Genomic DNA, 20,395 nt, shown 5'->3' with positions numbered 1-20,395 from the left:
CACACCGAAAGGCCGGGAACGCCGTCCCCGGCCATCGTCCGGTGCCCTGCGGCTACCCCCGCGGGACGGCCTTCACACGTCCTGCCCGACTCGTCCGGTCTTCACTAGGGTGGCGGTAGGCAACGATCATCGAGCGAGAGGATTCGGTATGGGTGTGAGCTTGGCCAAGGGCGGCAACGTTTCGCTGTCGAAGGAGGCTCCGAACCTGACGGCGGTGACGGTGGGTCTCGGCTGGGACGTGCGCGCGACGACCGGCGCGGACTTCGATCTCGACGCCAGTGCACTGCTGACGAGCGAGAACGGCAAGGTCCTGTCCGACCAGCATTTCGTCTTCTACAACAACCTGCGTTCGCCGGACGGCTCCGTCGAGCACACCGGCGACAACCTCACCGGTGAGGGCGAGGGCGACGACGAGAGCGTGAACGTCGACCTCGTCGCCGTTCCCGCGGAGGTCAAGTCGATCGTCTTCCCGGTGTCGATCCACGACGCCGACGCGCGGGGCCAGTCGTTCGGTCAGGTGCGCAACGCGTTCATCCGCGTCGTCGACCGCGCCGACGGCCGGGAACTCGCCCGCTACGACCTCACCGAGGATGCGTCCACCGAGACTGCGATGGTCTTCGGTGAGCTGTACCGCCACGGTGGCGAGTGGAAGTTCCGCGCCATCGGCCAGGGCTACGCCTCCGGTCTGGCGGGCATCGCACGGGACTACGGCGTCAACGTCGGCTGAGCCGAGAGGGGTCAACGTCGGCTGAAGATGGGTTTCAGCGGACGAGCTTCCACTTCTTGTCGTGCCGGTAGAAGGTCGACCGCTTGAGAGCCCGGGGGTTCGCGACCCCGTCGCGGGTGACGACTGCGGCGGGGGAACCCAACTGCATGGCCCGGCCCGTCAGCCACTTGTAGCCGCCGAACCAGCGCGGCCGGTCGATCGCGGCCCGCAGACCGGGCATCGCGGGTGTGGGTTCGACGCGGATGCCGGGCACCGTGCCGGAGAACAGGCGGGTGTCATCGACGTAGGCCTCCCCGACGAGCGCATCGCCGTTCTCACCGCACAGCAGCGCACGGCCGACGAGGGCGATACCGGCGTCGTCGCGGATGAGCGGCAACGGCTTCGCGACCCCCTGCAGGGCGACGGTGGCGGCCTTCGACCCCGTCCGCAACCCGTACGCCTCCGTGGCCGGGGTTCGTGTCTCCGGGACGTACGCGACCTCCAGGTCGAGGCGTTCGGTGCGCATCAGCCGGGTGACGGTCGCGGCGAACGCCGCGTCGTTGCCTACGACGATCAGACGAGGGTCCTCTACCGACTCGAGATGCGCGAAGACGTCCTCGAAGTCGTCCTTCTCGGGGAGGGCAGGCGCAGACAGTGCGGTCACGGGGGTCAGCGCCAACGGCAATGGCACGTCACCGCATCTGAGCACTACCGGGGTCAACGGGTCTCCTCGAGGGGTCGGGTTCGTCGGGCTCTCGGCTGCGTCCACTGTAATGGGAAGGCGGTGGGGGAGGGCGGCGGCGCCCCGCCACCGCGCGCCGCAGCTCCGGCGCTTCTGCAGTCCCGTCATTCGCGCTCGTCGGAGGGTGGACTACACTGTGGTCCCGGCTGCTGCCCGGTTGGGCAGGACCCTGCAGGCGAGACCGCCCGCACGTAGACACCTGCCTGAGGAGAGCGCGACATGCCGGCAATCGTCCTGATCGGAGCCCAGTGGGGCGACGAGGGCAAGGGCAAAGCTACCGATCTACTCGGCGGACGTCTGCAGTGGGTCGTGCGCTACCAGGGCGGCAACAACGCCGGTCACACGGTCGTGCTGCCCAACGGCGACAAGTTCGCCCTGCACCTGATCCCGTCGGGCATCCTGACGCCCGGCGTCAACAACGTCATCGGCAACGGTGTCGTGGTGGATCCGGGTGTGCTGCTCACCGAGCTCGAAGGCCTCGAGAAGCGCGACGTCGACACGTCCCGTCTGCTGCTCTCGGCCGATGCGCACCTGATCATGCCGTACCACGTGGCCATCGACAAGGTCACCGAACGCTTCCTCGGCAAGAAGAAGATCGGCACCACCGGACGCGGTATCGGCCCCTGCTACCAGGACAAGATCGCCCGCGTGGGCGTGCGGGTCGCCGACGTGCTCGACGAGAAGATCCTCACCCAGAAGGTCGAGGCCGCACTGGAATTCAAGAACCAGGTGCTCGTCAAGATCTACAACCGCAAGGCGCTCGACCCGCAGCAGGTGGTCGACGAGGTCCTCACCCAGGCCGAGGGTTTCAAGCACCGCATCACCGATACGCGCCTCGAACTGAACAAGGCGCTCGAGCGCGGCGACACGATCCTCCTCGAGGGTTCGCAGGGCACGCTGCTCGATGTCGACCACGGCACCTATCCGTACGTGACGTCGTCCAACCCCACCGCCGGCGGCGCCGCTGTCGGTTCGGGTATCGGCCCGGCGAAGATCTCGACGGTGCTGGGCATCCTCAAGGCCTACACCACCCGCGTCGGCTCGGGTCCGTTCCCGACCGAGCTGTTCGACGACCACGGCGCCTACCTCGCCAAGCAGGGTGGAGAGGTCGGTGTCACCACCGGTCGCGCCCGCCGCACGGGATGGTTCGACGCCGTCATCGCCCGCTACGCGACCCGCGTCAACGGCATCACCGACTACTTCCTCACCAAGCTCGACGTGCTGTCGGGTCTCGACACCGTGCCGATCTGCGTCGGCTACGAGGTCGACGGTGTGCGTATCGACGAGATGCCGATGACGCAGACCGACGTGCACCACGCCAAGCCGATCTACGAGGAGATGCCGGGCTGGTGGGAGGACATCACCCACGCCCGCACCTTCGAGGAGCTGCCGAAGAACGCGCAGAACTACGTGCTGCGTCTCGAGGAGCTCTCCGGCGCCTACATCTCCTGCATCGGTGTGGGGCCGGGCCGCGACGAGACGATCGTCCGGCGCGACGTCATCCGCTGACGGGGTAGCTCCCGGCCCGCGCCGATTCGTCGTCGGACGGGCGCCGATCCCTCACTGCATGTTCACCGACGGTTCGCACGGACTGTGCACGCTCGTCCCGCACAGTCCGTCGGACCCCGGGGAGAACCATGTACGTGTCCCGTCGAACCCTGCTGCGCACCGTCGCGCTCGGAGCCCTCGCGGCTCCGGCGGTGGCGTGCTCGTCGGGAAGTTCCGTTGCAACGCCGAGCCTCGTCCGTGAGCGGCCGATCCTCACCCACGGTGTGGCCACCGGCGACGTGCGGGCCGACGGGGCGCTCGTGTGGGCGCGCTCGGATCGACCGGCGCGGCTCGTCGTGGAGACGGCGGCCACCGAATCCTTCACCGATCCCGTCCGGCACGTGGGTGGTCTGCTGACGCCCGAGACGGACGGAACCGGCCGACTGCGGCTGACGGGACTGCCGGCCGGCGAGCAGGTGCACTATCGTGTCGTCCTCGAAGGCGAGGACGGCGCCACGTCCGAGCCGGTGACGGGTCTGTTCCGCACCGCCCCGACCGCACCCGGCGACATCAGGCTGCAGTGGTCCGGCGACACCGCCGGTCAGGGCTTCGGTATCAATCCCGACATCGGTGGGATGACGATCTTCGACACGATGGCCCGTCGCGACCCGCACCTGTTCGTGCATTCCGGCGACGTCGTGTACGCCGACAATCCGCTGAAGGAGACCGTCGAGCTGCCGGACGGCCGGATCTGGCGCAACATCGTCACCGAGGCCAAGAGTGCTGTGGCGCAGACCCTCGACGAGTACCGCGGCCAGTACGCCTACAACCTCATGGATGAGAACTATCGGCGGTTCAACTCCTCCGTCGCGCAGATCGTGCAGTGGGACGACCACGAGACCGTCAACAACTGGTACGCGGGTGAGATCCTGGATCTCGAGCAGTACACCGAGAAGAACGTGGACGTCCTGGCGGAACGGGCTTTCCGTGCCTTCCACGAGTGGCTCCCGCTCGATCCGGCGGAGGCCGTCGACGGACGCATCCACCGGGTCGTGCGGTACGGACCGCTGCTCGACGTCTTCGTACTCGACATGCGGACCTACAAGGACGCCAACGGCACCAACGTCGGCGCGGCGGGGCAGGGGCTCGGCAGCGCGCAGACGCAGTGGCTCATCGACGAACTCACCCGTTCGACCGCCACCTGGAAGATCATCGCCGCCGCCCTGCCGATCGGCCTGGTCGTACCCGACGGCGATACGGCCTTCGAAGGAATCGCGAACGGGGACAACGGCGCTCCCTCGGGCCGGGAATCGGAGATCGCGCGGGTCCTGTCGGCGGTCGAGGCGCGCAGGATCACCGGCACCGTGTGGTTGACCGCCGACGTGCACTACACGGCCGCGCATCACTATTCGCCGGACCGCGCCTCGTTCACCGACTTCGACGAGTTCTGGGAGTTCGTCTCGGGACCGCTCAACGCCGGTGCTTTCGGACCCAACGAACTGGACGGAACGTTCGGTCCCGAGGCCGTCTTCGTGCACGCGCCCCCGGCGGCGAACACCTCGCCGATGGACGGATATCAGCACTTCGGGGAAGTGTTCATCGACGGCGCGACGAAGCAGATGCGGGTGGAGTTGCTCGACTCGCGAGGGACGGTCCTGTTCCGTGAGGTGCTCGATCCACCGGCCTGATCCCGCCCGCGCGATGCGGGGCATACTGGATCGGTGATCACTCGAGCGATCGGAGCCGTGTCGCTCGTCCGCGACCTCGGGAACTGGCAGGATTCGGGGCAGTCGCATTCCCGTCGCTCCGCTCGCCCCGATCCCAGACCCGCCTACCGGGCGCTCGCGGACAGCATCCGCCTGCTCGTGCACGACGGCCGCGTCCCGCTCGGGGTCGCCCTGCCCAGCGAGCGGGAACTCGCCGCGGCGCTGTCGGTGAGCCGCACCACCGTCGCGTCCGCCTATGCGGCGCTGCGGGAAGAAGGCTATCTGCGCAGTCGGCAGGGTGCCCGCAGCACGGTCGCCGTGCCCGCTCGCCGGGGCGCGGAGAACACCGGGTCCCGGATGCCGATCGGCCCGGCGATCGATCTGAGCAACGCCTCGCTGCCCGCGCCGGCAGCGGAGATCGAAGCGGCGTATGCCGCGGCGCTGCGGTCGATGTCGACCTATCTGGACTCGCACGGCATGGAACCGATAGGGGTGTCGGTGCTGCGCGAGGTCATCGCCCGCCGCTACCGCGAGCGTGGACTGCCCACCTCGCCCGACCAGATCATGGTCACCTCCGGGGCGCAGCACGCGATGCGCCTGCTGCTCGGTGTGCTCGACGACCCCGGCGACCGGGTGGTCGTCGACCACCCCACCTATCCCAATGCGCTCGAAGCGATCCGCCGCTACGGCGCGCGCCCGGTGCCGGTTCCGGTGCGCCCGGAGAACGGCCCGCACGGCGGCTGGGATCTCGACGGTGTCGCCAGTGCCGTCCGGCAGACCGCCGCGCGCACCGCCTTCCTCGTCCCCGACTTCCACAACCCCACTGGCCTGTGCCTCGACGAGGACGGCCGCGCCGAACTGGCCCGCATCATGCGCGACACGCGGACCACGCTCGTCGTCGACGAGTCGATGGTCGATCTCTGGCTCGACGCCCCGCCGCCGCATCCCGTCGCAGCCATGCCTGCCGGCGCGTCGGTGGTGACGGTGGGTTCGACGGCGAAGTCGCTGTGGGGTGGCCTGCGGGTGGGATGGATCCGCGCCGACCGCGACACGATCGTCCGGCTGGCCGGGGCACGGACCGCGGTCGACCTGGGCACGCCTGTCATGGAACAGCTCGCGGCCGCGCATCTGCTCTCCGAAGTCGACGAACTGCTCGAACGTCGCCGCGCCGCGTTGAGGGAACGACGCCGTGCGCTGTGCGCAGCCTTGGACCGGCGGGTGCCCGACTGGGAGTACACGCCGGGCCAGGGCGGGATGTCGTTGTGGGCGCGGATGCCCGAGCCGGTGTCGACCTCGCTGGCTGCCGCCGCGCCGTCCCACGGTGTGCTGCTCTCCGCCGGTCCGCGCTTCGGTGTGCAGGGTGCGTTCGAACATTTCGTGCGCCTGCCGTACACGCAGGATGTCGAGGTCCTCGACGACGCCGTCGAGGCGATGGCCGCCGCCTACGAGCAGGTCGCCTCCGGGCGCACACCCGACGAGGCGCGGCTCGTCGTCTGATCCTGTGCGCCAGGACGATCGTCGGAGCGTCGGCGGGCTCGGGCTGCCGGATCAGACCCAGAGGGTGTCGATGTCGGTGGCCTCGGCCGCCGGACCGACCGGCTCCCCGGCGGGGGGGCGGGAGAAGCGCGGCGCCGGTGCGTGCTGCACGACGCCGTCGATCTCGATCAGCGACCCGCGTGCGACGAGATGCTCGTTCTTCTCCGCCTCGGCCCAGGTGAGGACCGGGGAGACGCAGGCATCGGTACCGAGGAAGATCTCGGTCCACTCGTCGCGGGTCTTCGACAGGAATTTGTCGGTGAAGATCTTCTTCATCTCCGCCCAGCGGGAAGTGTCGAGCTGGTGCGGCAGGTCGGCCGGATCGAGCTCGAGGCCCTGCAGCAGCAGCGCGTAGAACTGCGGCTCGATGGAACCGACGGCCATGTACTTGCCGTCCTTGGTCTCGTAGACCTCGTAGAACGGGGCGCCGGTGTCGAGCATGTTGACGCCGCGCTCGTCCGACCACGCGCCGCGACCGCGGAACGCCCACATCATGTGCGAGAGAGCGAGGGCGCCGTCGACCATCGCCGCGTCCACGACCTGGCCCTTGCCGGAGGTCTGACGCTCGACGAGGGCGGACAGGATGCCGAAGACGAGGAACATCGAACCGCCACCGAAGTCGCCGACCATGTTCAGCGGCGGCACCGGACGCTCGCCCTGGCGGCCGATGGCGTGCAGGACGCCGGTGAGGGAGATGTAGTTGATGTCGTGGCCGGCGGCGTTGGCGAGCGGGCCCTCCTGGCCCCAGCCGGTCATGCGGCCGTAGACGATGCGCGGGTTGCGCTCGAGGACCACGTCCGGTCCGAGGCCGAGTCGTTCGGTGACGCCGGGACGGAAGCCCTCGATGAGGACGTCGGCGCGCTCGAGCAGGGTCAGGACCTTCTCGATGTCGGCGGGATCCTTGAGGTTGGCCTCGACGATGCGACGGTTGCGCTGAATCGGATCGCGCTGTCCCTCCGGCGGGATCTCGCCGGGGCGCTGCACGATGACGACATCGGCGCCGAGATCGGCGAGCAGGGTCGCGGCGTGCGGGCCGGGACCGAGACCCTTGAACTCGACGACGCGGACACCCGCGAGCGGACCCTTCTTCTCAACAGCTTCAGCGGACACTCGACGAACCTCGCTCCGATGTGTAGGGACTGTCGCAACGGAGAGTACCTTAGCGAGCGTTCAGAATATGGCTCCGGTTGCTGGGGTTCCGGTCGTCGGGAGTGGATCACTCCTCGTAGAGGTCGGCCTCGCTCAGTCCGGTCGCCTCGAAGGCCTCGCCGAGATCGGTGTGGCGGACGACGGTGACCACCTGGTCGTCGACCACCCGGAAGGCGATCGCCTCGTCGCGAGGACCCGGATCGGACGCCCAGGTCGCCGTCTCCTCGACCACCACGATTCCGTGGTGGACGAACAGGCGGCCCGGTTGCAGCGTGACCCCTGCCGTCGTCGCCCACTCGCGCAGTTCGTCGAGTCCTTGGTCGGGATCGTCGTCGGGGGTGGGGAGCACGATGTCGTCGCTCGACAACTGCACGAGCGTGTCGATGTCGTTGCTGTTCACAGCGTCGTGCCAGGCCAGGACCGTAGCGATCTCCGAAGTACTCATGATCGAGAGCCTAGTCGCCGGATCGCCGAGGTGGGGGCGTGAATCCGCCGAATCCGCTGTCGCACTCGGGCGCTCCGGAGCACAGTGGACGTATGACGATCACCGGCCAACTCGTGAGCTTCGTCCCGAGCACCGACCTCGACGTCTCGGAGATGTTCTACGTCGACACCCTGCGCTTCCGGAAGCTCTCCCGCGACCCCTTCGCGCTCGTCCTCGACGGAGGCGGCGGCGCGCCGGTCCGGGTGACCCTCGTGCAGTCGCGCGAGGAGACCGGCTACACCGTGCTGGGCTGGCGGGGATCCGATCTGGACGGCACCGTCGAACAACTGCGCGAGCACGGCGTGGAGTTCATCCGGTACAACGGCATGGATCAGGACGACCACGACGCGTGGACCGCACCCGACGGTATGCGGGTCGCATGGTTCCGCGACCCGCACGGCAACGTCCTGTCGTTGCTCGAACACCGCACCTGACGCGGCCTCAGCTTGCGAAGGCATCCCACAGGAAGCCGGCGAACAGCACCGCGAAGCCACCCATCTCACCGACGATCAGCGCGGCCATCGCCAGACCCGTCCCGCGCACCGGATGCGCGAACTGATTCGTGGTGTCGCGCAGCGCACCGTGCACGACATAGCTCGCGATCGCGCCGACGAAGAACACCACGATCACCGCGGCCGCGGCGAGGTTCACTGCGGTGGGCCACGCGCTGAGCTCGACGAACACCGCGACCAGCAGCGTCGCGAAGGAATACATCAGGGCCGATCGGTGGGCGATGTCGACGTACGGGTGCGCGAGGTGGTCGTCGGACGTCGCCATCTGCCGGTACTTCCACACGCCGAGAGCGAGCGCAAGAAGGAAGACCGCACCCGCGGCCGTCAGTGTCAGTTCGGTGTCGACTCCCAGGACCATCCCGCCAGTATGGACGCATCACCTCAACTGCAGCCGCTGGTGTTCCCACAGGACGGGCAGGCGTGGCACGACCCGGCCCGTTGCATCTTCACTCCGCACTGCATGCAGTACGGCGCGTCCGGATTCGACGGTGACGGAGCAGCGAGACCACCCGGGGAGGACGTGCTCGCGCTGCTCGTGCTGTGCGTGCCCCGCGGCGCGGTCGCCGGCGGATCGGGCTCACGCACCGGCGGCGTGCTCGTGTACGGCGTGAGCGTGGGGGTGTCGGGCACCGAACGCTCGGCGCCGGTGAGGATGCCCAGTTCGGCGCGCTCGTCGGGTTCGAGATAGTCGATCGCCAGTCGCCGGAAGATGTAGTCGAGGATCGACGTGGCGATCCGCAGATCCGGATCGTCGGTGATCCCGGCCGGCTCGAAACGCGTACTCGTGAAGGCCCGGACGAAGGTGCGCAACGGGACCCCGTACTGCAGACCGTAACTGACCGACATCGAGAAGGCGTCCATGATGCCGGCGAGCGTCGAGCCCTGTTTGGACACGCGCAGGAACATCTCGCCGGGACGCCCGTCGTCGTACTCACCGATCGTGACGAAGCCCTTGCAGTCCGCCACCCGGAACTCGAACGTCCGAGAAGTGCGGGTGCGCGGGAGCCGCTCGCGGCGAGGCGCCGTGGACGGAGCCGCTTCTGCGACAGCAGGGCGCGACGCCGTCGACAACGGTTGTCCCAGTTTGCAGTTGTCACGGTAGATCGCAAGGGCCTTCACGCCCAGGCGCCACGCGTCGACATACATGTCGGCGATGTCGTCGACGGTCGCGGACTCGGGCAGGTTCACCGTCTTGGAGATCGCACCCGAGAGGAAGGGCTGCACCGCGGCCATCATCGCGACGTGGCCGCGCGGCGAGATGACGTTGTCGCCCATGGACGTCGCGAACACCGGTGCGTGCTCGTCGCGCACGTGCGGCGCACCGGCGAGATCGTGATGCAGATCGAGGTGCGCCACGATATCGGCGACCTCCGACGGGCTGTAACCCAGACGCGACAGTGCGCGCGGCACACTGCGATTGACGATCGTGAGGCTGCCGCCGCCGACGAGCTTCTTGGTCTTCACCAACGCCAGATCCGGTTCGATCCCGGTGGTGTCGCAATCCATCGCGAGCCCGATCGTGCCGGTCGGTGCGAGCACGCTGACCTGGCTGTTGCGCACACCGTGGGCAGAGCCGTCGGCCACGGCGCGGTCCCACGCCTGTCGTGCCGCATCGAGCACGTCGGCCGGTGCGAGATCGGCGTCGATGTCATCGAGTGCGCCACGATGCTTGCCCAGCACGTCGAGCATCGGCGCGCGGTTCTCGTCGAAACCGTCGAACGGTCCGAGGCGCCTCGCCATGTCCGCCGACACGGCGTAGGCGTGACCGGTCATCAGGGCGGTGATCGCCGCAGCCGTCGCGCGTCCGGCCTCGCTGTCGTAGGGCAGGCCCGAAGCCATGAGCAGCGCACCGAGGTTGGCGTAACCGAGCCCGAGCTGCCGGAACCGCCGCGACGTCTCACCGATCCGCTCGGTGGGGTAGTCGGCGCGGCCGACGAGGATTTCCTGCGCGGTGAGCATCACCGCCACGGAGTGACGGAAACCGTCGACGTCGAAGGTGCCGTCCTCGCGCAGGAAGGTCAGCAGATTCAGGCTCGCGAGGTTGCAGGCCGAATCGTCGAGATGCATGTACTCCGAGCAGGGATTCGACGCGTTGATCCGGCCGGTCGCGGAGGCGGTGTGCCAGGCATTGATCGTCGTGTCGTACTGGATGCCCGGGTCGGCGCACTCCCAGGTGGCGGCGGCGGTGCGCTGCAACAACTCTCGCGCGCGCACCGTCCGGACCGTCTCGCCGGTCGTCACGGCGCGCAGCGGCCACTCGGCGTCGGCCACCACCGCGTGCATGAACTCGTCGGTCACGCGCACCGAGTTGTTCGCGTTCTGGTACTGCACCGAATGGATGTCGGTGCCGTCGAGACCCATGTCGAAACCGGCCTCGGCGAGCACCCGCGCCTTGCGTTCCTCGATCGCCTTGCAGTCGACGAACTCCTCGATGTCGGGATGGTCGACGTCGAGGATCACCATCTTCGCGGCCCGCCGGGTCTTGCCGCCGGACTTGATGGTGCCGGCGGAGGCGTCGGCGCCGCGCATGAAGCTGACCGGCCCCGATGCGCTTCCGCCACCGGTCAGCGGTTCGGCCGACGAGCGGATCCGGGAGAGGTTCACCCCGGCGCCCGAACCGCCCTTGAAGATCACCGCTTCCTGCCGGTACCACTCGAGGATCGAGTCGATGCTGTCGTCGACCGACAGAATGAAACACGCGCTGGCCTGCTGCGGAGTGTTCGGCACCCCGATGTTGAACCAGACGGGACTGTTGAACGAGGCCCGCTGGTGGATCAGCAGATAGGTCAGCTCGGCGGCGAACGCCTCCGGATCGTCGAGATGACCGTCGGTGTGCCCCCCCGCCGTGATCGTGTCGACGATGCGCGCGATCACGTCGCGCAACGAGTGCTCACGATCCGGGTGTCCGAGCTGCCCGCGGAAGTACTTCTGCGTGACGATGTCGGTGGCGTTCTGCGACCAGAAGGCAGGAAACTCCACATCGGTTTGCTCGAAGACGACACGACCGGTGCCGTGGTGGACGATCCGCGCGTCGCGGCGCTGCCACTCCACCGCCTCGGCGGGATCGACACCGGGCGTCGTGAAGTACCGGACGTCGCCGCGCACCGCGGCGGATGCGGCGTCCGATGCACTCTTCGGGCTGCTGTGAGGCCTGGTACTGCTCATCGCGTCCTCCCGGGGGCGTGGACCGGTGGCACATATAGTCCCACCATGCTGCCACCGCGTCCCGGTACTCCGCTGTCTTCCGCCCGCTCGACCCGCTCGGTGGCGCCGTGAGTGCCGGCGGCGAACTGCTCGTCGGGCTGGCGATCCTCGTCGGCCTGCTCGGGATCGTGCTGCCGGTCCTGCCCGGCGTCCTGCTGATCTTCGGCGCGATCGCCGTATGGGCGTTCCTCACGGGAGGCACCACCGCATGGATCGTGCTGGGCGTCGCGGCGGTGGCGCTGCTGGTCACCGGCATCGTGAAGTACACCTGGCCCGGCAAGCGACTGCAGCAGGCCGGGGTGCCGAACCGCTCGTTGATCCTCGCCGGTCTGCTCGGCATCGTCGGGTTCTTCGTCGTCCCCGTCGTCGGGCTGTTCCTGGGCTTCCTGCTCGGCATGTACCTGTCGGAGGTGCAGCGGCATCGCACCCACCGCGACGCGTGGGTCTCGACGGTCGCGGCGACCAAGGCGGTCGCGTTGTCGATCCTCGTCGAACTGTTCGGCGGACTCGTCGCGGCGTCGGTGTGGCTGGGCGCCGTCCTGTTCACCTGAGCGCACCCGGAAAGCCGAGCAGACCCGAAAGCGAGGAGGGACCCATCCGCGCGGATGGGTCCCTCCTCGTTCGTGCAGTTCAGGCTGCTGTCACGCCTTGTGCGGCTCGCTCGCGCGGAACATGTCCTCGCGCTCGACGACCTTCACGCGCTCGCGGCCCTCGGCCTCACCGAGGCTGCGCTCGTGCGCGTCGAGGCGGTACCAGCCCTGCCAGGTGGTGTACGGCAGCTGCTTGTCCTCGAGGAACTTCACGATCGCGTCCTCGGACGGATCCTCGGGGGTGTTCAGCCGGCCGGCGGCCCGGTCCTCGAGCAGGTTCGCGACGGTCTCGTTCGCGTCGCCCTTGGTGTGGCCGATCAGGCCGACGGGGCCGCGCTTGATCCAGCCGGTGACGTAGGTGTGCGGCATGAACCGGTCGGGACCCTCGGCGTTCTCGTCGGCGAGCACGCGTCCGGCCTCGTTCGGCACGGTGCCGGCCTGCTCGTCGAAGGGCAGCTTGGCGATGTTCTGCGACAGGTAGCCGACCGCGCGGTAGACGGCCTGGACCTCCCAGTCGTTGAACTTGCCGGTGCCGCGCACGTTGCCGGTGCCGTCGAGCTCGGTGCGCTCGGTGCGCAGACCGACGACCTTGCCGTCCTCACCGAGGATCTCGTGCGGGGACTCGAAGAAGTGCAGGAACAGCTTGTGCGGGCGGTTGCCCACATCGCGGATCGCCCAGTCCTGCAGAGTGTTGGCGACCATGTCGACCTGCTTGGAGTTACGCCGCGCCTGCTCGGAGCCTTCGTCGTAGTCGATGTCCTCGGGGTCGACGATGACCTCGATGGTCGGGGAGTGGTCGAGTTCGCGCAGCTCGAGCGGCGTGAACTTGGCCTGCGCCGGACCACGGCGACCGAAGACGTGCACCTCGACGGCCTTGTTGTTCTTCAGACCCTCGTAGACGTTCGGCGGAATCTCCGTCGGCAGCAGCTCGTCGCCGGTCTTGGCGAGCACGCGGGCGACGTCGAGCGCGACGTTGCCGACACCGAGGACGGCGACCTTCTCCGCCTCGAGCGGCCAGGTGCGCGGCACGTCGGGGTGACCGTCGTACCAGGACACGAAGTCGGCGGCGCCGTAGCTGCCGTCGAGATCGATGCCGGGGATGTTCAGCGCGCGGTCCGCGTTCGCGCCGGTCGAGAAGATCACCGCATCGTAGAAACGCTGCAGGTCGTCGAGGTTGAAGTCGCTGCCGTAGTCGAGATTGCCGAGCAGGCGGATCTGCGGCTTGTCGAGCACCTTGTGCAGGGCGGTGATGATGCCCTTGATGCGCGGGTGGTCGGGCGCGACACCGTAGCGGATCAGACCGAACGGCGCCGGCATGCGCTCGAACAGGTCGATGCTGACCCCGGGATCCTGCGCAGTGTCGGACTTCATGAGTGCGTCGGCGGCGTAGATACCGGCAGGGCCGGCACCGACGATCGCGACGCGAAGGGGACGAGTCTGATCGGTCATCAGGGGATCAACTACCTCTTCGGTGTGCGGACGGACATATCCAGCTTAAATTAAGGCTGCCCTCAGTGGGCTCGGCGCAGGTCGCGCGGGGATGACGGCGAAGGAGGACGAATCGAGCCGTCGAGCGAATCGCTTCAGCGACAACACATGTGGGCACCCATACGACACAGGTCGACGGCGAGGCGTCGAACGAGCTGCGTGGTGGCCATGCGACAATTCCTACCTCGAGAGGGTTTTTAGGGCAAATGCGGTCGTGACGGGCCGCGACCTCGCGCCCACTAGGATCGGGCGCATGGCCAAGCGCGGAGCCCCCGAACCCGAACCCGATCCCGGCCCGGATCCCGACGGTCCCACCAGTAGCAGCATAGGGCCTTTCCTCGGAGCCCTCGCGGTCCTGGTGGTGCTCGTCCTCGTCGTCTTCGGCGCCCAGCTCTTCTCCCCGGCGGGCGACGACCTCACCGAGGACGAGATGGTGCGCCGCGCCGTCACCGACTACGTCTCCGCGCACAACGAGAACGACGGACCGATCCTCGACCGGCTGCGGTGCAGCGATCTGCCCGCCGAGGAAGCACCGCTCGCGGACGTCGAGGGACGCGTGGAGCTGCAGGCCGCGCAGAACATCGCCGTGGACGGCGATCGGGCCACCGTCGACGTCCGGACCGGCCTCGACGGGGAGACGCAGACCGAGACGTGGCAGGTCGTCCGCATCGACGACGTGTGGCGGATCTGCCGGTTCTGACGTGTCGCCGTGCGTATACGAAGCGGTGCCCGCGTGTACGTCACAGTCCGACCTGTGAAAATATGTTCCGGTGAGCTACGCAGGTGATATAACGCCGCAGCAGGCATGGGACCTGCTGCAAGGTGATCCGGATGCCGTGCTCGTCGATGTGCGTACCGAAGCCGAGTGGAAATACGTCGGGGTCCCCGAGACCTCGTCGCTCGGTCGCCGGACCGTGTTCGTCGAGTGGGTTCGTTACCCCGACGGCGCCCCCAACCCGAACTTCGTCGAGGATCTGAGGGCAGCGGGTATCGGCAGCGGACCGGTGATCTTCCTGTGTCGCTCGGGGCAGCGCTCCATCGGAGCGGCCACGGCCGCCACCGCTGCGGGCCTGACCCCCGCCTACAACGTTCTCGAAGGATTCGAAGGCGCTCTCGACGGCGAAAGCCATCGCGGTGCCGAGGGCTGGCGGGCCGCGGGCCTGCCGTGGAGGCAGTCGTGAGTTCCATCCCCCAGGGCGGCGCGTTCGACAAGGCGCTGCCCGCCACCGTTCGCCCCGCCACGCTCGGCGTGCGCGGCGGCACCCTCCGATCCGGTTTCGAGGAGACCTCCGAGGCCCTTTACCTCAACTCCGGGTTCGTCTACGAGTCGGCCGAGGCCGCCGAGGCCGCTTTCACCGGCGACGTCGACCATTTCGTCTACTCCCGCTACGGCAACCCCACGGTGAAGATGTTCGAGGAGCGCCTGCGCCTGCTCGACGGTGCCGAGGGGGCGTACGCCACCGCGTCCGGCATGTCCGCGGTGTTCACCGCGCTCGCCGCGTTGCTCGGCAAGGGCGACCGTCTCGTCGCGGCACGCAGCCTCTTCGGTTCGTGCTTCGTCGTGTGCAACGAGATTCTGCCCCGCTGGGGCGTGGAGACGGTGTTCGTCGACGGCGAGGATCTCGACCAGTGGGAGAAGGCACTGTCGGTGCCCACCACCGCGGTCTTCTTCGAGACCCCCTCGAACCCCATGCAGACCCTCGTCGACGTGCGTCGCGTCTCCGAGATGGCGCATGCGGCGGGCGCGAAGGTGGTGCTGGACAACGTCTTCGCCACCCCGCTGCTGCAGCGCAGCCTCGATCTCGGTGCCGACATCGTCGTCTACTCCGGCACCAAACACATCGACGGTCAGGGCCGCGTGCTCGGCGGAGCGATCCTCGGACCCGCCGACTACATCGACGGGCCGGTGCAGAAGCTCATCCGCCACACCGGGCCGTCGCTGAGCCCGTTCAACGCGTGGACGCTGCTCAAGGGTCTCGAGACCATGCCGGTGCGGTTGCGCGCCTCGGTCGATTCGGCGCTGCGCATCGCGCAGTTCCTCGAATCGCAGGATGCGGTGCGCTGGGTCAAGTACCCGTATCTCGAGTCGCACCCGCAGTACGAACTCGCGAAGTCGCAGATGAGTGGCGGTGGCACGATCATCACGTTGGAGCTCGACGCCCCCGAGGGCGAGGGCAAGAAGCGTGCCTTCGAGCTGCTGAACAAGCTGCGCATCGTCGACATCTCGAACAATCTCGGCGACTCCAAGTCGCTCATCACCCACCCGGCGACCACCACCCACCGGGCGATGGGACCGGAGGGCCGGGCCGCGATCGGTTTGTCCGACGGCGTGGTGCGACTGTCCGTGGGCCTCGAGGATCCCGAGGATCTGCTCGAGGATCTCCAGCAGGCGCTGTCCTGACCTGGGACGCCGTGAGCTACGCTGCGGGTGTCCTGCCGATCCGGTAGGGCACCCGCTGCGTTTTCGGTGAAGCCGGTGAGATTCCGGCGCTGTCCCGCAACTGTAAGTCCCGATACGGGGTGAGCCAGGTCGGCCGGCGCGGAGGGTCCGTACGTACTGGTCCTCGGACGAAGGACGGTGGCGTGCCGCAACCGCCTGTTGCAGCCGTGCTGTTTTCGTCCTCCGAACAACGGAGGATGGCTGTGCCACTCGACAACCACCGACGGCTGCTCGCCGCCGGACTGACCGCTTTCGCGCTCCTCGCCGCAGGGTGCTCGAGCAGCGACGATTCGTCACCGTCCGGTGACACCGACACCACCTCCGCGGACGTCCCGCAGGCCATCGTGTCGCTGAGCCCCACCAGCACGGAGATGCTCTACGCCGTCGGTGCCGGCGACCAGGTGGTCGCGGTCGACGACCGATCCGATTATCCGGCCGACGCGCCCGTCACCGATCTGTCGGGGTACACCCCCAACGTCGAGGCGATCCTCGGTTACGAACCCGACCTGGTCGTCGCCAACGCCGATACCGCCGATCTCGTTGCGGGACTCGAACAGGCCGGTGTCGAGACGCTGATCCTTCCCGCGGCCGAGAACCTGGACGACACCTACGCCCAGATCGAGCAGCTGGGAGCCGTCACCGGACACGTCGGCGACGCCGCCGAACTCGTGGCGCAGATGAAGACGGACATCGACGAGATTCTCGCCGGCCTCCCCGAACGGGAGACCCCGCTGACCTACTACCACGAGCTCGACAACACCTTCTACACCGTCACCGACGACACCTACATCGGCGAGATCTACTCGATGCTGGGGCTGACCTCGATCGCGACCGGCGGCGACGGCTACCCGCAGCTGTCCGCCGAGTACGTCCTCGAACAGAACCCCGACGTGATCTTCCTGGCCGACGGCCAGTGCTGCGGCGTCACGCCCGAGGTCGTCGCGGAACGTGCCGGATGGGGCGAGCTCACCGCTGTCCGGGACGGCCAGGTCTACGTCCTCGACGAGGACATCGCCAGTCGCTGGGGTCCGCGCGTCGTGGACCTGATGCGTGAGATCGCCCGGATCGTCGGCACCATCCCCGCGGCCCAGCCCACGCCTTGATCTCTCTGTCGCGACGCAGTACCCGCGCCCTGCCACCCGGCGGTGCGCGGGTACTGCCGCGCAACGCGCTCGCGCTGACCGGCGCGGTGCTCGTCCTGTTCGCCGCGATGCTGGTCGGGATCCTCGTCGGACCGGCCGGTCTCACCCCGGGCGGGGTGCTGCTCGACATCGCCGACCGCCTGCCGCTCGTCGACGTCGACTCCGGGTTGAGCACGCGTCAGCAGGCGATCCTGTGGAACATCCGGATGCCGCGCGTCGTGCTCGGGGTGCTGGTCGGTGCGATGCTGGCCATCGCCGGTGCGGCCTACCAAGGGGTCTTCCGCAATCCGCTCGCCGATCCCTATCTGCTCGGGGTCTCCAGCGGCGCCGGTCTCGGTGCCACCCTCGCCATCGTCGTGGGCGGCGCGGCCGGGTTCGCCGGTGTCCCGATCGCGGCCTTCGCCGGGGGCCTGCTCGCCGTCGGCGCGACGTATTCGCTCGGCCGCACCGTCGGCGGCAGCCGCTCGGAAGTCGTCATCATCCTCGCCGGTGTCGCCGTCGCGGCCTTCGCCAACGCGATCCAGACGTTCTTCATGCAGCTGCACGACGACACCCTGCGGCAGGTGTACTCGTGGATGCTCGGCCGCCTGTCCACCGACGGTTGGTCCGACGTCGTCGTGGTCCTGCCGTACGTCGTGGTCACCGTCGCGATCATCGCGCTGCATCGGCGCACACTCGATGTCATGGCGGTCGGCGACGTCGAAGCCGCGAGCCTCGGGATCAACCCGGCGCGCGTGCGGCTGCTGCTCGTCTGCGTCGCGACCCTCGGAACCGCGGCCGTCGTCTCGGCGAGCGGTCTCATCGGGTTCGTCGGCATCGTCGTCCCCCACGCGGTCCGGCTGCTCGCCGGACCCGGCCACCGTCTCCTGCTGCCGCTGTCGCTGCTGGTGGGTGCGTCCTTCCTCGTCCTCGCGGACGTCCTGGCCCGCACCGTCATGTCGCCCGCCGAACTGCCGATCGGTGTCGTCACCGCGGCGATCGGGGCGCCCTTCTTCCTCGTCGTGCTCAGACGGAGCCGAGGTGTCCGATGAAGAGCGATGTTCTCACCACCCCGACCATGACGGTGTCGTGCCGGCAGCTCAGCGCCGAACGCGGTGGCGTCGAGGTGCTGCACGGGATCGACCTGAACGTCACCGCCGGCTCCTGGCTATCGCTGGTCGGACCCAACGGGTCGGGCAAGACCACCCTGCTGCACGTCCTCGCCGGTCTCGTGCCGGCCACCGGTCACCTGCAGGTCGCCGACATCGTGCCGGGGCGCGCCGGACGTCGGGACATGGCACGCGCGGTCGCGCTGATGCCGCAACGCCCCGTGGTGCCGGAAGGTGTCACCGTCAGGGAACTGATCCATCTCGGCCGCACCCCGCACATCCCGCGCTTCGGATCCGAGACCGCGCACGACCGCGAGGTGGTGGACCGGATCGTAGAACGGCTCGAGCTCGAAGCGTTCGCACCGCGACTCGCGACCGAACTGTCCGGCGGTGAGCTGCAGCGCGTCGTGCTCGCACGCGCTCTCGCCCAGCAACCGCGGGTGCTGCTCCTCGACGAACCCACCAGCGCACTCGACATCGGACACCAGCAGCAGGTACTCGAACTCGTCGATTCGATGCGCACCGAAGGCGACCTCACCGTCATCGCCGCGATGCACGACCTGACCTCCGCCGCCCAATACGGGGAACGGCTCGTACTGCTCGATCGCGGGCACGTCGTCGCCGACGGAGCGCCCGACGACGTCCTCACCGCCGAACGCATCGCGCAGGTCTACGGCGCCCGCGTCGAGATCCTCGACCGCCCGGCGGGTCGCGCCGTCCTCCCGCTCCGCGACAGCACGAAGGACCGCTGATGGAGGTCGTGCTCCTGGGAACCGGCGCGGCGGACGGGTGGCCGAACCCGTTCTGCACGTGTGCATCCTGCGCGGATGCCGCGCGTCGCGGCGAGATCCGCGGGCAGACCGCGGCACTCGTCGACGATGTGCTGATGCTCGACTGCGGTCCTGAGGCGCCCCGCGCAGCCGTGCGGCACGGCAGGTCGCTGGCGCAGGTGCGGCATATCCTCCTGACCCACGCCCATGCAGATCATCTGGGCCCGCAGGCATTGTTGTTCCGGTCGTGGGTGGCCGCCGGCGTCGAACTCGATGTGATAGGTCCCGCCGACGCGCTCAACACCTGTAGACCCTGGGTGGCTCCCGACGCGCCGGTGCGTTTCGTGCCGGTCGAGCCGGGGGACTCGCCCACCGTCGGCGACTACTCGGTGCGCGTTCTTCCCGCACGGCACAAGGTCTTCCGCGACGGCGACGCGGTGCTGTACGACCTGTCGGGCCCGGGCGGGTCGCGGTTGCTGTGGGCGTGCGACACCGGGATGTGGCTCGCCGAGTGGTTCGAGGCCGTGCGCGACGCCCGGTTCGACGCGGTATTCCTCGAGGAAACCTTCGGCGACCGTTCCGAACTGTCCGAGGGTCACCTCGGCCTGCCCGAGTTCGGCGCGATGGTGGATGGTCTGCGCGGTGTCGGTGCCGTCACCGAGAACACCGAGGTGGTCGCAGTGCATCTGGGCCACCACAATCCGCCCATCGACGAACTGCGGAATCGTCTGCAGCAGGTGGATGCTCGTCCCGGTCGTGACGGTGAGGTGGTCTACGTGGGTGAAGGCACTCCGGTCGTGCCGCATCGGACGCTGGTTCTCGGGGGAGTGCGGTCGGGCAAGTCGCGGCACGCCGAGGAACTACTCGCGTCCTGCCCGTCCGTCACCTACGTCGCCACCGGCGGGACACGAGAGGGTGACGCGGAGTGGGCGGAACGTGTTGCACTGCACCGGGAAAGACGTCCCGGTTCATGGTCGACGGTGGAGACGGTCGATGTCGCCGAGGTGCTGTGCACCGCTACGGAACCGCTGCTGATCGATTGTCTCGGAACGTGGTTGACGGCACGGCTCGATATCCACGGTGTCTGGGATGGTGGCGACCTCGACCCTGTCCACTCCGATGTGGACGAGTTGATCGCGGCGTGGCGGAAGTGTGCGGTGCCGGTGGTCGCCGTGAGCAACGAGGTCGGTAGCGGAGTGGTGCCCGCGACCTCTTCGGGCCGATTGTTCCGCGACATGCTCGGCCGGCTCAATGCGCGGGTCGCGGAGGCCAGTGAGTCGGCAACTCTCGTGGTGGCGGGGATTCCCATTTCTCTGAAATCGGATTGATACCTGTTCTTCTCGTAACGCT

The 20,395-nt window shown here is 68.4% G+C and carries 19 protein-coding genes and 1 riboswitch; of the genes, 13 read left to right on the top strand and 6 right to left on the bottom strand.

What is annotated here, in order from left to right:
* The first annotated feature begins 148 nt into the window (after positions 1 to 148).
* Positions 149 to 727, top strand: coding sequence for a TerD family protein (locus IM25_RS02105; protein WP_006552942.1), 579 nt, complete (start codon positions 149 to 151; stop codon positions 725 to 727).
* Between the two features lie 34 nt (positions 728 to 761).
* On the opposite strand, the gene IM25_RS02100 is transcribed toward IM25_RS02105, so the two are convergent.
* Complete coding sequence (locus IM25_RS02100; protein WP_033096194.1) at positions 762 to 1,415, bottom strand: hypothetical protein; 654 nt, start codon at positions 1,413 to 1,415, stop codon at positions 762 to 764.
* 252 nt (positions 1,416 to 1,667) lie between these two features.
* On the opposite strand from IM25_RS02100, the gene IM25_RS02095 reads away from it, so the two are divergent.
* From IM25_RS02095 to yczR, 3 genes are all read left to right on the top strand, one after another.
* The gene (locus IM25_RS02095) at positions 1,668 to 2,957 is read left to right on the top strand and encodes an adenylosuccinate synthase (RefSeq protein WP_006552940.1); all 1,290 of its coding nucleotides are present in this window, start codon (positions 1,668 to 1,670) and stop codon (positions 2,955 to 2,957) included.
* A gap of 128 nt (positions 2,958 to 3,085) precedes the next feature.
* A complete protein-coding gene (locus tag IM25_RS02090; RefSeq protein WP_065995701.1) occupies positions 3,086 to 4,624 on the top strand; it encodes an alkaline phosphatase D family protein in 1,539 nt (512 codons plus the stop codon).
* Between the two features lie 33 nt (positions 4,625 to 4,657).
* Positions 4,658 to 6,139 carry a MocR-like transcription factor YczR gene (yczR, locus tag IM25_RS02085; protein WP_065995700.1) on the top strand — a complete coding sequence of 494 codons (1,482 nt, stop codon included), beginning with the start codon at positions 4,658 to 4,660 and terminating at the stop codon, positions 6,137 to 6,139.
* Between the two features lie 51 nt (positions 6,140 to 6,190).
* On the opposite strand, the gene IM25_RS02080 is transcribed toward yczR, so the two are convergent.
* Together IM25_RS02080 and IM25_RS02075 are read right to left on the bottom strand one after the other, a co-directional pair.
* The gene (locus IM25_RS02080; protein WP_065995699.1) at positions 6,191 to 7,288 is read right to left on the bottom strand and encodes a CaiB/BaiF CoA transferase family protein; all 1,098 of its coding nucleotides are present in this window, start codon (positions 7,286 to 7,288) and stop codon (positions 6,191 to 6,193) included.
* Positions 7,289 to 7,394: 106 nt separating this feature from the next.
* The gene (locus tag IM25_RS02075; RefSeq protein ID WP_033096191.1) at positions 7,395 to 7,772 is read right to left on the bottom strand and encodes a nuclear transport factor 2 family protein; all 378 of its coding nucleotides are present in this window, start codon (positions 7,770 to 7,772) and stop codon (positions 7,395 to 7,397) included.
* A gap of 92 nt (positions 7,773 to 7,864) precedes the next feature.
* Here IM25_RS02075 and IM25_RS02070 point away from each other — a divergent pair, with 92 nt between their 5' ends.
* A complete protein-coding gene (locus IM25_RS02070) occupies positions 7,865 to 8,245 on the top strand; it encodes a VOC family protein (RefSeq protein ID WP_065996452.1) in 381 nt (126 codons plus the stop codon).
* A gap of 7 nt (positions 8,246 to 8,252) precedes the next feature.
* On the opposite strand, the gene IM25_RS02065 is transcribed toward IM25_RS02070, so the two are convergent.
* Both IM25_RS02065 and IM25_RS02060 read right to left on the bottom strand, forming a co-directional pair.
* A complete protein-coding gene (locus tag IM25_RS02065; protein WP_006552934.1) occupies positions 8,253 to 8,681 on the bottom strand; it encodes a hypothetical protein in 429 nt (142 codons plus the stop codon).
* A 23-nt stretch (positions 8,682 to 8,704) separates the two neighbouring features.
* Positions 8,705 to 11,488, bottom strand: a complete 2,784-nt coding sequence (locus IM25_RS02060) for a vitamin B12-dependent ribonucleotide reductase (protein ID WP_232333374.1) — start codon at positions 11,486 to 11,488, stop codon at positions 8,705 to 8,707.
* A 107-nt stretch (positions 11,489 to 11,595) separates the two neighbouring features.
* On the opposite strand from IM25_RS02060, the gene IM25_RS02055 reads away from it, so the two are divergent.
* Positions 11,596 to 12,078 carry a DUF456 domain-containing protein gene (locus IM25_RS02055; protein WP_006552932.1) on the top strand — a complete coding sequence of 161 codons (483 nt, stop codon included), beginning with the start codon at positions 11,596 to 11,598 and terminating at the stop codon, positions 12,076 to 12,078.
* A gap of 90 nt (positions 12,079 to 12,168) precedes the next feature.
* Here IM25_RS02055 and IM25_RS02050 read toward each other — a convergent pair whose 3' ends face one another.
* Entirely contained in the window at positions 12,169 to 13,566 is a 1,398-nt protein-coding gene (locus IM25_RS02050; RefSeq protein ID WP_033096189.1) for an FAD-dependent oxidoreductase, read from the bottom strand.
* Positions 13,567 to 13,858: 292 nt separating this feature from the next.
* Between IM25_RS02050 and IM25_RS02045 the strand changes: the two genes are divergently transcribed.
* The 7 genes from IM25_RS02045 to IM25_RS02015 all read left to right on the top strand — a co-directional run bounded on the left by IM25_RS02045 (position 13,859) and on the right by IM25_RS02015 (position 20,373).
* Complete coding sequence (locus IM25_RS02045; protein WP_033096188.1) at positions 13,859 to 14,305, top strand: Rv0361 family membrane protein; 447 nt, start codon at positions 13,859 to 13,861, stop codon at positions 14,303 to 14,305.
* A gap of 70 nt (positions 14,306 to 14,375) precedes the next feature.
* The gene (locus IM25_RS02040) at positions 14,376 to 14,786 is read left to right on the top strand and encodes a rhodanese-like domain-containing protein (RefSeq protein WP_006552929.1); all 411 of its coding nucleotides are present in this window, start codon (positions 14,376 to 14,378) and stop codon (positions 14,784 to 14,786) included.
* Complete coding sequence (locus tag IM25_RS02035; RefSeq protein ID WP_006552928.1) at positions 14,783 to 16,006, top strand: O-succinylhomoserine sulfhydrylase; 1,224 nt, start codon at positions 14,783 to 14,785, stop codon at positions 16,004 to 16,006. Before IM25_RS02040 ends, IM25_RS02035 begins: the two co-directional genes overlap by 4 nt.
* Before the next feature lie 24 nt (positions 16,007 to 16,030).
* Positions 16,031 to 16,158, top strand: a riboswitch (cobalamin riboswitch).
* 84 nt (positions 16,159 to 16,242) lie between these two features.
* Complete coding sequence (locus tag IM25_RS02030; protein ID WP_198162525.1) at positions 16,243 to 17,148, top strand: ABC transporter substrate-binding protein; 906 nt, start codon at positions 16,243 to 16,245, stop codon at positions 17,146 to 17,148.
* A 107-nt stretch (positions 17,149 to 17,255) separates the two neighbouring features.
* On the top strand, positions 17,256 to 18,218 hold the full coding sequence (locus IM25_RS02025; protein WP_228045161.1) for a FecCD family ABC transporter permease: 963 nt from the start codon (positions 17,256 to 17,258) through the stop codon (positions 18,216 to 18,218).
* A complete protein-coding gene (locus tag IM25_RS02020; RefSeq protein ID WP_006552925.1) occupies positions 18,215 to 19,027 on the top strand; it encodes an ABC transporter ATP-binding protein in 813 nt (270 codons plus the stop codon). Before IM25_RS02025 ends, IM25_RS02020 begins: the two co-directional genes overlap by 4 nt.
* The gene (locus tag IM25_RS02015; protein WP_033096187.1) at positions 19,027 to 20,373 is read left to right on the top strand and encodes a bifunctional adenosylcobinamide kinase/adenosylcobinamide-phosphate guanylyltransferase; all 1,347 of its coding nucleotides are present in this window, start codon (positions 19,027 to 19,029) and stop codon (positions 20,371 to 20,373) included. Before IM25_RS02020 ends, IM25_RS02015 begins: the two co-directional genes overlap by 1 nt.
* Positions 20,374 to 20,395: the final 22 nt, after the last annotated feature.

This window comes from Rhodococcus sp. p52, assembly GCF_000763325.2.
GTDB lineage: Bacteria > Actinomycetota > Actinomycetes > Mycobacteriales > Mycobacteriaceae > Rhodococcus > Rhodococcus pyridinivorans.
This window is presented reverse-complemented; position numbering and strand designations above follow the sequence as displayed.

Coding starts and splice junctions, on each gene's coding strand:
- IM25_RS02105 (WP_006552942.1), top strand. CDS start 149: ATGGGTGTGAGCTTGGCCAAGGGCGGCAACGTTTCGCTGTCGAAGGAG.
- IM25_RS02095 (WP_006552940.1), top strand. CDS start 1,668: ATGCCGGCAATCGTCCTGATCGGAGCCCAGTGGGGCGACGAGGGCAAG.
- IM25_RS02090 (WP_065995701.1), top strand. CDS start 3,086: ATGTACGTGTCCCGTCGAACCCTGCTGCGCACCGTCGCGCTCGGAGCC.
- IM25_RS02075 (WP_033096191.1), bottom strand. CDS start 7,772: ATGAGTACTTCGGAGATCGCTACGGTCCTGGCCTGGCACGACGCTGTG.
- IM25_RS02070 (WP_065996452.1), top strand. CDS start 7,865: ATGACGATCACCGGCCAACTCGTGAGCTTCGTCCCGAGCACCGACCTC.
- IM25_RS02065 (WP_006552934.1), bottom strand. CDS start 8,681: ATGGTCCTGGGAGTCGACACCGAACTGACACTGACGGCCGCGGGTGCG.
- IM25_RS02060 (WP_232333374.1), bottom strand. CDS start 11,488: ATGAGCAGTACCAGGCCTCACAGCAGCCCGAAGAGTGCATCGGACGCC.
- IM25_RS02050 (WP_033096189.1), bottom strand. CDS start 13,566: ATGACCGATCAGACTCGTCCCCTTCGCGTCGCGATCGTCGGTGCCGGC.
- IM25_RS02045 (WP_033096188.1), top strand. CDS start 13,859: ATGGCCAAGCGCGGAGCCCCCGAACCCGAACCCGATCCCGGCCCGGAT.
- IM25_RS02030 (WP_198162525.1), top strand. CDS start 16,243: ATGGCTGTGCCACTCGACAACCACCGACGGCTGCTCGCCGCCGGACTG.
- IM25_RS02025 (WP_228045161.1), top strand. CDS start 17,256: ATGCTGGTCGGGATCCTCGTCGGACCGGCCGGTCTCACCCCGGGCGGG.
- IM25_RS02020 (WP_006552925.1), top strand. CDS start 18,215: ATGAAGAGCGATGTTCTCACCACCCCGACCATGACGGTGTCGTGCCGG.
- IM25_RS02015 (WP_033096187.1), top strand. CDS start 19,027: ATGGAGGTCGTGCTCCTGGGAACCGGCGCGGCGGACGGGTGGCCGAAC.